Genomic DNA, 10,204 nt, shown 5'->3' with positions numbered 1-10,204 from the left:
TTTTTCCGGGCCACGGCGGACTCATCGATCGCACATGCAGCCTAGTGTTCGCGGTGGCATTCACTTACTATTGGGTGAAGTGATTCGCGGCGTGGATGCTTGCCATATACAGACGCTGAATCCGCTCATCGGTCTCCATCGAATATGCTGACTTCGATCGTATCCGCCGTAGTCATCTTTGGCGTTCTTGTCGTTGTTCATGAGCTCGGGCACTTCGCGATGGCAAAGCGGCTGGGCGTTCGCGTAATTCGTTTTTCGATCGGCTACCCGCCCAAGCTGTTCGGTATCCGCCGCGGCGAGACTGACTACTCGTTCGGTGCGACTCCGCTCGGCGGTTATTGCCGGATGCTCGGCGACGAAGTCGGCGAAGAGCGCGGCGCCGAGGAGATAAGCGGCTTCCTCGAACAGGTCGGCCTCGACATCGTCACCGCGGCGCGCGCCCATGGGATGCGCTCCTCCGGCGCGACCGAAAACGACGAGTTGCTCGCGATCGCGCAGCGGCTGAATCAACCGGGCGCTCCAACGACGGCGAAGGATCTCATCGGACGCGAGCTCAAGCCCGAGGAGGCGCTGCTCGTCGAGGCGATCCAGCAAACCGGCAACGTCGAATCGGGAATCAAGCAGGTCGCCGATCGCGCGCCGCGCAGCCTCGTGGAATCCTACGAAGCCCAATCGTTCCCGACGCAGCCGCTATGGAAGCGCGTGATGATCGTGCTCGGCGGTCCGGTGTCGAACATCGTATTCGCGCCCGTACTGCTCACTATTGTGTTCATGCTCGGCGTTCCCATTCCGCTTTCTGTCATCGGCGAAGTACAGAAGGGCACGCCCGCCGAGGCCGCCGGTCTTCGTCCCGGCGACATCGTCACCTCGATCGACCGCACGCCGATCGATACGTGGGAGAAATTCTCCGACACCGTCCGCGCCAGCAACGGCGCGAAGATGAACTTCACGATCAAGCGCAAGGTCGACGGCAAGGAAACCGTGCTGACGATTCCGGTCAAGCCGGTTTACGAGAAGGTTCAACCGGGCACGAACGGCTCCGCATGGATCGTCGGCGTAAAGGCCAGCGGCGATGCGCGTATCCAGCGCTTTGGCCCGATCGCCGCAGCTTCGCAGGCAGTATCCAGCACGGTGAACATCACCGGACAACTCGTCGTGGGCATCGCCAGTATCGTCACCGGCTCGACCCCGATTCGCGACGCGCTCGGCGGTCCGATCCGAATCGCGCAGATGGCCGGACAGTATGCGCATCAGGGAATCGCCAACCTGGCGATGTTCACGGTGATGCTCTCAATTGAGCTCGGGCTGATTAACCTGCTGCCGGTGCCGCTGCTCGACGGCGGGCATCTGCTGTTCTTCGCGTTTGAAGGCGTGCGAGGCAAGCCGCTCGAACTGCGCTATCGCGAGATGATGCTGCAGGTCGGGTTGTTTCTGCTCGTGGCGCTGATAGCATTCGTTATGTTCAATGACATCTCGCGACTTATCCAGGGTTGAGCGGCTCCTCCACGAGGCTGCGGCAGTAAAACCCGTCCTCGGGATCGATACCGGCTCACCGAATGCGTACCTGGGATTGACGGCTAATGGGCGCGTGATCGGCGGCGCGATTGGCCGGGTCAGATCGCATGGGGCGGAGTTGCCCGGCGCGATCGACGAACTACTGCGCGGCGCGGGTTTAACTGCGCGCGAGCTCGGCGCGATCGCGGTCGGTATCGGACCGGGATCGTTCACGGGACTCAGGATCGGCCTCAGCTACGCCAAGGGAATTGCGCTGGCCTCGGGATGCGCGCTGGTCGGAGTGCCGAGTCTGGACGCGCTCGCGCTGGCGGCGCTTGAATTAGCAAAATCGCGCGATGGCATGCTCATTTGCGCCGTTGTGGATGCGCGCAAAGGAGAAGTGTTCGCGGCTCTTTACCGTGTCGTGTCGGATGGGTTAGAGAAAGTATCGGAAGACTTGTTGATCGTGCTCGAAGACTTGGCTTCGCACATCGCAGGCGACGTTGTTCTCGCCGGTGACTCGAGGGCGAAGGATGCGGCGGCCCTGATCGGCAACCGGGGCCACGTGGTGGCGGTACTCGACACATCGAAGCTGGACCAGCGCGGGCCATGTATCGCCGCTATTGGCGCGGCGAAGCTGGCGCGCGGAGATATCGCGCAGGCTGCGACACTTGAACCGTTGTATATTCGACCGCCCGACGCCGCGGTGAAACTCGCCGCGAAGTCCGGGCAGGTCCGTGTAACGGAGGCCGTATGGAGCGAAGAGACGAAGAACTAATCCGGCAGCATCTCACCCACGACGACGAACTGAAGAGGCTCTACGAAGAACATCTGGCGCTCAAACGAAAACTCGAAGATTATCGGCACAAAGCGCATCTAACCAACGACGAAGAAATCGAGGAGAAACGGATTCAGAAGCTCAAGCTGGCCTCCAAGGATCGCATGATGGAGATCCTTCATCGCTACCAGGCGGCCGAGGCGGCCCACTGAGCTGCGAGTCCGGCCATGAGCGCACGCACCCCACCGCATGACAAGTCATACGATATCGGTACTGGTTGAGAACGAATTCGGCGTGCTCGCGCGCGTGGCCGGACTTTTTTCCAGCCGCGGCTATAACATCGAATCCCTGACCGTCAACGAGGATCCAATCGATCCGACCGTGTCGCGGATCGTGCTGGTCACCAGCGGCGACGAGCAGGTTCTCGAGCAGATCAACAAGCAGCTCAACAAGCTGATCCCCGTAATCAAGGTCATCGACTTCAACGAAGTCGAAATCCTCGAGCGCGAGATGGTGATGGTGAAGGTCGCCGTCGATGAGCGCACGCGCTCGGAACTCGATTCGATCGTAAGCGCCTTCCGCGCTCATATAGTCGATATCGGTCCCCGCGCCGTCACTGTTGAAGTGACCGGCGACTCCGACAAGATCAAGGCATTTATCGCGCTCGTCCGTCCACTCGGCATCAAGGAAGTGGTACGCTCCGGCAAAGTCGCGATGCAGCGGTCGGTCCAGCTCAACGGCGAAAACCATCGCCGCCCTCGCGAATCCGACTAGGAGAAACACGCCATGAAGGTCTATTACGACCGCGACGCCGATCTAAACGCGCTGCGCGGCAAGAAAATCGCCGTCATCGGTTTCGGCAGCCAAGGCCACGCCCATGCGCTCAATCTGCGCGACAGCGGCTTCGATGTCCGCGTCGGACTGAGCCCGACCTCACCCTCGCGCGACAAGGCCATCAAGCAGGGTCTGCCCGTGTTGGATACCGCCGAGGCAGCGAAGCAGGCCGAGGTCATCATGATGCTCGTGCCGGACGAGATGGCGGGCGAGATCTACGAAAAGGAAATCGCGCCCCATCTGACCAAGGGCAAGTACCTCGCCTTCGGCCACGGCTTCAATATCCATTTCAAGTTCGTCAAGCCGCCCAAGGACGTCAATGTCTTTATGATCGCGCCCAAGGGCCCGGGCCATCTCGTGCGATCGGAATACACCAAGGGTCGCGGCGTTCCGTGCCTGCTCGCGGTCGAGCAGGATCCCTCCGGCGATACGACCAAGGTCGGCCTCGCATGGGGCAGCGCCATCGGCGGCGGCCGCGCGGCGATTATCGAGACCACCTACAAGGAAGAGACCGAGACCGATCTCTTCGGCGAGCAATCGGTGCTGTGCGGCGGCCTCACCGAGCTAATCCGCGCCGGGTTCGAGACCCTCGTCGCGGCCGGCTATGCGCCCGAGATGGCGTATTTCGAGTGCGTACACGAAGTGAAGCTGATCGTCGACCTGATTTACGAGGGCGGCATCTCCAACATGCGCTACTCGATCAGCAACACGGCGGAATACGGCGACATGACGCGCGGCAAGAAAGTGGTCGGCCCCGAATCGCGCGCCGCGATGAAGCAGATCCTCGCTGACATCCAGTCAGGCAAGTTCGCCAACGAGTGGATCGCCGAGTATCGCGCCGGGCTGCCCAACTTCAAGCGGATGCGCAAGGAAGGCGAGAGCCATCAGCTCGAGGAGGTCGGCCGCAAGCTGCGCTCCTTCATGCCGTGGCTCGCGAGCGATCGGCTTGTCGACAAGTCAAGGAACTAGTCGCCTTGGCTGACAATCACCCGACTCTCAGGCCGGCGCCGAATCGGTTCCTCGCATTTATCGCGCGCCTGGTGCACATCGCGGCCGAAGGCGTCGCCATTTCGATGGCGGTGCTCGCGCTTGGATTGATCCTGCTCGCGTTCGGACTGACCATCATCGGCGGCGCCGTGATCATCTTCGCGATCGCGGTCGCGATGTTCTTTCGCGATCCCGAGCGCTTCCCCGCATCGACCCAAGGCGTGATCATCTCCGGCGCCGACGGCAAGGTCACCGATATCTCCGAGGCTGCGATACCGGGCAGCGGCGCGCGCAACTACAAGCGCGTGTCGGTCTTCATGTCGCCGCTCAACGTGCACGTCAATCGCGCACCGATTGGCGGCGAGGTCATCGGCGTCGAGCATACGCCGGGAGAATTCCGCGCCGCGTTCAGCGACCAAGCCAGCGAGCATAACGAGCGCAACAAAATCCTGATGCGCGACGGCGCGGGCCGCGTTCATGCGATGGTCCAGGTCGCCGGCTACCTCGCACGGCGAATCGTGTGCCGCCTGCGCTCGCATGATAGGATCCAGCCAGGCCAGCGCATCGGCCTGATTATGTTCGGCAGCCGCGTCGATCACTTCATCCCGCCCGAATACCACGTGACAGTGAGTCTCGGTCAGCGCGTGCGCGCCGGCCGCTCCGTCATCGGAGAACTCGAGCAGTGAGCCAGCGCGTGCGCCGCACTCGCGCGGATCGCTCGCGGATGCATCTGATTTCGGGGCGAATCCGCGCCGAGCGGATGGCCGATCCGCTGCGGCGCGGCATCTTTCTCGTTCCGGCGACGATCACCTCGCTCGGATTGCTGTCGGGTTTCTACTCGATGGTGTCGGCGGTCAACGGGCATTTTGAGCTCGCCGCCGTCATGATCATCCTGGCGTTTTTCTGCGACGGCCTCGACGGCCGTGTTGCGCGCATCTCGAAAACCTCCAGCCAGTTCGGCGTCGAGTATGACAGCCTGTGCGACGTGGTCGCGTTCGGCGCGGCGCCCGCGATGCTTTCCTACGTGTGGGCGCTCAAGACCATCGGCTCGTTCGGCGTCGCGGTCTCGGGATTGTTCCTGCTGTGCGGCGCGCTCAGGCTGGCGCGTTTCAACGTGCAGACTGCGACGCTCGACAAGCGCCGCTTCGTGGGCCTGCCGATCCCGGGCGCCGCGCTGCTCATCGCAACGACTGCGCTCGCCTACAGCTATTTCGAATTCGAATCGCCGCGCGCGCTCTGTTTCGTGATGGTGCCGATAACGCTAGCGCTCGCGTGGCTGATGATTTCGCGCGTGCCCTATCCCAGCTTCAAGAGCATGCAGCTCGACAAGCGCGCACGCGTCGAGCTGGTTATCGCGATCATCGTCGCAGTCGCCGCGTTGTTCGCGATCCCACAAATGACAGCCTTCGTATTGGGCGCAGCCTACGTCCTGTCAGGCCCCTACCTGATGCTGAGAGGCGAACACCTGAGCGCAAAGTTCTCCGTCCTGCACGCAGTCCCCGCCGAAAAGGCGGAATCCTAAGTCGCAGTCGAACGCGACCGCCATCCACCAAATCACTCATCCAGCTCGATCGGCCGGTCTCTATTCCGTCATCCTGAGAGTCCGCGAAGAAATGTCTTGGCCGCCCATCTCGATCAATTGGCTGCCATCCAATCTGTCATCTTGAGCGGAGTCATGCCGGAGTCGAAAGATCTCGGAGGCCCCGAACGGGCCGGTACCGGTAAGCGCGCGAAGCACTTTCCTTATTTCCTGATGAAGCGCCATACCACGAATGAGGAGCGCGCTTATCGCGCTTTTAAAGTCGTTAACTAGTTGAGAGCGGTGAGGAAAAGATCCCAGTTGTGTAAAACTAATCGCCGTTGTAACTTCTTGCGATTAGCTTTGATTGAAAGGGAATAGATAAGTGATGGGTGCACCTTCGGGGCATCAGGAATCGACTGACTCGGCTCAGTCTGCGCAATTTGCTCTTTGGCTGGTCCTAATCCTCACCTTCTGTATCGCAGCACCGACCTTCGCGAACGCCAACACCATCACCGTCGATGAGGCCGGGGAGCCCTTCCTCTTCTTTGGCCGATGCTCGATTCGGCGCGCGATCGAAAACCACAACGCCAAGGGTCAGCCGAACAAGCAATGCGCCTCGGGCAGCGGCAACGACATCATCGATTTGCCGCTCAACGCGACGGTTACCAGTCCGCTTCCAACGATCGAAGGGACTCTAACTATCGAACCAGGACACGGCAGAGGCTTGCAGTGTACAGGTATCGAAGGAGCGGCGTACGTAACGGTCGCCAGCGGAGCGAATCTGACTCTGTGGGGAGTAGGGCTAACAACCAACGGCAGTAATTCGTCGAGTGTCATCAACAATTCCGGGACGCTGACAATAAAGCCGTGGGCGGGAAAGAGCTGCGGTTATTCAAATGAGAAACGCGGCAGTGTCCCTTTCTCGGGTGGAATCATCACCAACCGGCCCGGCGCTACCACGACGATCTCGGGCGGGGCGAACCTGGTGAACAGCAGCTTGTCGGGTAATGGTCCGCTCAACGAAGGTGGCGCGATCGATATCCAGGGCGGCACCGTCAATATCAACGATCAGACCGCCGAGCTGCCGATCAGGTTTACCGACGACAGCGCAACCAACGGCGGCGCGATCTTCGTCGCACCCAACGCGCGGCTCAATATCGCCTCGAACAACTTTACGTTTCTCAACAACAGCGCGACCTCCGGCGCAGCGATTTACAATTCCGGCGGCACGGTGACAATTGGCCCGGGCACCAATCGTCCACCGACGGTCGATCGTTCGATCGCCTATAACTCCGCGAGTAACGGCGGCGCGATATACAATCGCAGCGGGCAAGTGACTATCGATGGAGTTCAGATCTTCAACAATACGGCGCATAGCAATGGGGGCGCGATTTTCGTAACCGACAATCTGGGCAACCAGCTTCCAACCACCATCACGCGGACCTACTTCCACGACAACGCTGCCAGCGGCAACGGCGCCGTCATCTACCTCTCCAGCAACGCGATCTTGAACGCCTCAGGCGATACTTTCACCAGCGATCGCGCCCTCCAGCGCGGCGCAACCTATGTCGATACTGGCAGTCAGATGAAAGTCGTCAACTGCACCTTTCTCGGCGGAAGCCCAAACCCCGAAGGAATTACCGTTGGCAGCGGCGCAGCAGAAGTCGTCTTCTCGACCATCGCGGCGTCAAATCTCCTCGGCAGCGCCTCATCAATTCGACTGAGTAATAGCTTGTTGCAATCAGTATCGTGCAACCAGGCCGTGGTTGACGACGGCCTCAACCTGCAGAGCGCAAGCGCGCTCTGCCCACCCAGCATCCCCGATATGGTCCCCGCCCTGGTTCTCACGCTCGCAAACCACGGCGGACTGACGCCGACGATCGCGCTGAGCAACGGCAGTCCCGCAATCGATGCGATCCCCGTCGGGGACTGTATCGATCAGGAAGGCAACAAAGTCACCGTCGATCAACGCGGGTTTGGCCGTCCCGCTGGTCCAGCCTGCGACATCGGCGCATTCGAGTTCGGCGCCGTACCAGTTCCCTAGCTCAGAGGCGATCGCAGGAATATCACGCCCGGCCTCTTGGTTCGTTACTGGAACTTCGGCTATCGAGATCGCGCTGGAGTCCTCCGAACTTGTTCGTTCAACCTGGAGGCTGCGTGCTCGGGGCGCACGTGGTCACATTTCCGGCACTGACGCAGTCCTTCTGCTGGTTCGAGCCCCAAAACTCCGTACCGTGCACTCGATCGTTCGTTGCCTTTTTGAACATCTGGCCGTAATTGGGATCACTTGCGGATTGGCTGGTGCATCCCGCGGAGAAGAGCGCTAGCCCGACGGCGATCACAAACAGCAACTTCATTCCTACTTTCCCCTTTTGGTGAATTCGCCTTAAAAATAGTTTACGTCGGTCAGTTTGCATAGCCCTACCTGGCTGTCGAGTCGCTTGCATTCCTGGGCCGACTCCAGTCGCTCCGGCGCCGTCGATCTGCAATTGCATCGAGAACCACCAGACCCTCAATACGAGTAGACCCGCCCCCGAGACGCGATTACGCGATCTACCCTGACATCTAACGCCGTTACGTTCCGCCGCCTTGACTGAGATTCCTGTGACCGCTTATCCCGGGAACACTGGATCATCGGCCAGCCTTCGGCGCTGAGATTTGCCCATAACAACTCGTCGGAAAATGCACTAGCGCTCGCTTTACAAGGCAATCGCATATGACTAGCTTGTAGAATCTTCTTTCAGTAACTTTTGCTTGTCTAACTGTACGATTCGTGGGGGAGACGATCGGGAATGGCGCCGTATAAGAAGTCCCTGGTTCCTGGCTTTCTGCTGTTCGCTTTCGCCGCGATTGCGCTCAACAGCCGCACGGCCACGCCCGCGCGCGGCGCGACGCTGTCGGCCGTTCTCATGACAAGCGCCGCCACGATGTGCCCCACTCCGGTCGCGACCTCGACCTGCTCGGTGCCGGTCGGAACGCCAACCATCAGCGCGATCAACTTCTCCCCGGCAAATCCAACCGTCAGCAATCCGCCCAGCACCGGCACCAAGGCCAAGGCCGCTACGATCACCGTCCAACTCACAGCCTTTGACACGACGGGCAAACAGATCTCGCCGAGCCGCACCCGCCCGATCGAGGTGATGGTATTCGGCGCACCTGCGGGTGCGGTGTTGCCCACTTCCCAGAAGATCACGTCCGGATCGACCGCATCCTTCAGATACAGCGGCGCGTACCTGGCCAACGACCTCGTACTCGAGGCCTGGATCAAGAATCCCAAGCCCTCGCAGACGCTCGGGGTTTATTCGCTCGGCTCGACGCTGATCCTGCGCACAAATCGTCAATCGCCCAGCAGTTGCACCTATCAGAGCACGAGCTACCCGATGAACACCGATTGCCCCGCCGGAACAATCCCCGGCGATTGTCCGAATATGACATCGGGCGCCGGTATTCGGATTTCCGCCGCCGTCGGCAAGCTGAGGGTGCGATCGCTGACTTCGAAATTTCATCAATATACGGTGGATACCGGTTCACTCGGGACGCTGGTGCCGCAAGACCAAGTTCCATCGGCGAACCCAAGTCCCGGTGAAGGAATGGTGGTCGGCCCCGGCGGCCCGGGAATCAGGTACTACGACAGCAATGGCGGAACCTGTTACCAAGGCCAGTATTGGCTCGCACCGATGACATTCGGCCTGGCGAGCAAGGGCGATAAGATGACCAGCCAGGTCTCAACCCATCCGATCAGGATCCTTGTTGTTCCGGACAGTCATCCGCTTAACTACATGGGCGTTGGCTTCGATCGCAACGCCACCACCACGGGCGATTACTTTGATTCGCCTGCTGACAATGCGTTTCTGAATCTAACCAATACGAAGAATGGCTCTGACATCAGCCCAGGATACAATATCACCCCGACGCAGATCAGGCTCGGCATTACTTCGGACTCAGGATTCGACACGGACGCGCTCACACCTAATCAATGCGTCGGCGGCGACTACGTGACCGCCCCGGGATGCATCAGCTTTCCGGCCTTGGCGCCCGGCGGCGTCTTCTGCGGCACAGTGCTGATGGACACCGGCATCGGCGACATGTTCATCAATATCGGCAGCAGTTCATGGCCCAAGGGCTATTGCCAGGGCGGCTTGGTCCCCGATGACACCCAGGTCCAGATTAACTCCGGGACTGACACGAGTTCGCCTGCCTGTTACAGCTACGCGGTGAACAACAGCAATCCGTCACCGGCCCCGACTCCAGTCACTCCGGCGCCGTCGATCAGCAATTGCATCGAGAACCACCAGGACGAGACCAGCATGTTCGTGAACACGGGCCGTCATCCGCTCTCATGGTTCACGTATCTCTTCGATGCAACCTGCGGCCAGGTCGGCTTCATGCCCAACGCCCAATACGAGCAGACCTGCCCCTGAAAGGTGATTACGCGACGCGGTAACGATGCATCGCAAAATCTTAAATTCTCACCGCAAAGGCACGAAGGGCACCAAGATCAAATTCCCTTACCTTCGTGCCCTTAGTGCCTTTGCGGTGATCTTTTTGCTGCCTTGACTGAGATTCCCCCGACCGCCTAGAATCAATCT

Annotated in this window: 11 protein-coding genes; 10 read left to right on the top strand and 1 reads right to left on the bottom strand. The window is 60.2% G+C overall.

The window, feature by feature from the left end:
* The first annotated feature begins 144 nt into the window (after positions 1-144).
* From rseP to VMA09_23135, 9 genes are all read left to right on the top strand, one after another.
* Entirely contained in the window at positions 145-1,494 is a 1,350-nt protein-coding gene (gene rseP / locus VMA09_23175; protein ID HUA36527.1) for an RIP metalloprotease RseP, read from the top strand.
* A complete protein-coding gene (gene tsaB / locus VMA09_23170; GenBank protein HUA36526.1) occupies positions 1,466-2,272 on the top strand; it encodes a tRNA (adenosine(37)-N6)-threonylcarbamoyltransferase complex dimerization subunit type 1 TsaB in 807 nt (268 codons plus the stop codon). The genes rseP and tsaB overlap by 29 nt, the downstream gene beginning before the upstream one ends.
* Complete coding sequence (locus VMA09_23165) at positions 2,248-2,484, top strand: hypothetical protein (GenBank protein HUA36525.1); 237 nt, start codon at positions 2,248-2,250, stop codon at positions 2,482-2,484. The genes tsaB and VMA09_23165 overlap by 25 nt, the downstream gene beginning before the upstream one ends.
* 37 nt (positions 2,485-2,521) lie before the next feature.
* The gene (gene ilvN / locus VMA09_23160; protein ID HUA36524.1) at positions 2,522-3,046 is read left to right on the top strand and encodes an acetolactate synthase small subunit; all 525 of its coding nucleotides are present in this window, start codon (positions 2,522-2,524) and stop codon (positions 3,044-3,046) included.
* Between the two features lie 12 nt (positions 3,047-3,058).
* Positions 3,059-4,075, top strand: coding sequence for a ketol-acid reductoisomerase (ilvC, locus tag VMA09_23155; GenBank protein ID HUA36523.1), 1,017 nt, complete (start codon positions 3,059-3,061; stop codon positions 4,073-4,075).
* A gap of 5 nt (positions 4,076-4,080) precedes the next feature.
* The gene (locus VMA09_23150) at positions 4,081-4,779 is read left to right on the top strand and encodes a phosphatidylserine decarboxylase (GenBank protein HUA36522.1); all 699 of its coding nucleotides are present in this window, start codon (positions 4,081-4,083) and stop codon (positions 4,777-4,779) included.
* Positions 4,776-5,615, top strand: a complete 840-nt coding sequence (gene pssA, locus VMA09_23145) for a CDP-diacylglycerol--serine O-phosphatidyltransferase (GenBank protein ID HUA36521.1) — start codon at positions 4,776-4,778, stop codon at positions 5,613-5,615. The genes VMA09_23150 and pssA overlap by 4 nt, the downstream gene beginning before the upstream one ends.
* A gap of 96 nt (positions 5,616-5,711) precedes the next feature.
* Positions 5,712-5,906, top strand: a complete 195-nt coding sequence (locus VMA09_23140) for a hypothetical protein (protein ID HUA36520.1) — start codon at positions 5,712-5,714, stop codon at positions 5,904-5,906.
* A gap of 94 nt (positions 5,907-6,000) precedes the next feature.
* Positions 6,001-7,659, top strand: coding sequence for a choice-of-anchor Q domain-containing protein (locus VMA09_23135; protein HUA36519.1), 1,659 nt, complete (start codon positions 6,001-6,003; stop codon positions 7,657-7,659).
* Between the two features lie 97 nt (positions 7,660-7,756).
* On the opposite strand, the gene VMA09_23130 is transcribed toward VMA09_23135, so the two are convergent.
* Positions 7,757-7,972: a hypothetical protein gene (locus VMA09_23130; GenBank protein ID HUA36518.1), complete on the bottom strand. Its 216-nt coding sequence runs from the start codon at positions 7,970-7,972 to the stop codon at positions 7,757-7,759.
* Between the two features lie 435 nt (positions 7,973-8,407).
* On the opposite strand from VMA09_23130, the gene VMA09_23125 reads away from it, so the two are divergent.
* Positions 8,408-10,036 carry a hypothetical protein gene (locus VMA09_23125; protein HUA36517.1) on the top strand — a complete coding sequence of 543 codons (1,629 nt, stop codon included), beginning with the start codon at positions 8,408-8,410 and terminating at the stop codon, positions 10,034-10,036.
* Positions 10,037-10,204 lie beyond the last annotated feature (168 nt).

The sequence above is a fragment of the Candidatus Binataceae bacterium genome (assembly GCA_035508495.1).
Classification (GTDB): Bacteria; Desulfobacterota; Binatia; order Binatales; family Binataceae; genus JASHPB01.
Note: the sequence above shows the minus strand (reverse complement) of the source record. Positions and strands in the feature narration are given on the sequence as shown.

What these genes read in the sequence shown, in the direction of transcription:
- VMA09_23165 (HUA36525.1), top strand. Translation starts at nt 2,248, where the DNA reads ATGGAGCGAAGAGACGAAGAACTAATCCGGCAGCATCTCACCCACGAC.
- VMA09_23135 (HUA36519.1), top strand. Translation starts at nt 6,001, where the DNA reads ATGGGTGCACCTTCGGGGCATCAGGAATCGACTGACTCGGCTCAGTCT.
- rseP (HUA36527.1), top strand. Translation starts at nt 145, where the DNA reads ATGCTGACTTCGATCGTATCCGCCGTAGTCATCTTTGGCGTTCTTGTC.
- ilvC (HUA36523.1), top strand. Translation starts at nt 3,059, where the DNA reads ATGAAGGTCTATTACGACCGCGACGCCGATCTAAACGCGCTGCGCGGC.
- VMA09_23130 (HUA36518.1), bottom strand. Translation starts at nt 7,972, where the DNA reads ATGAAGTTGCTGTTTGTGATCGCCGTCGGGCTAGCGCTCTTCTCCGCG.
- tsaB (HUA36526.1), top strand. Translation starts at nt 1,466, where the DNA reads ATGACATCTCGCGACTTATCCAGGGTTGAGCGGCTCCTCCACGAGGCT.
- VMA09_23125 (HUA36517.1), top strand. Translation starts at nt 8,408, where the DNA reads ATGGCGCCGTATAAGAAGTCCCTGGTTCCTGGCTTTCTGCTGTTCGCT.
- ilvN (HUA36524.1), top strand. Translation starts at nt 2,522, where the DNA reads ATGACAAGTCATACGATATCGGTACTGGTTGAGAACGAATTCGGCGTG.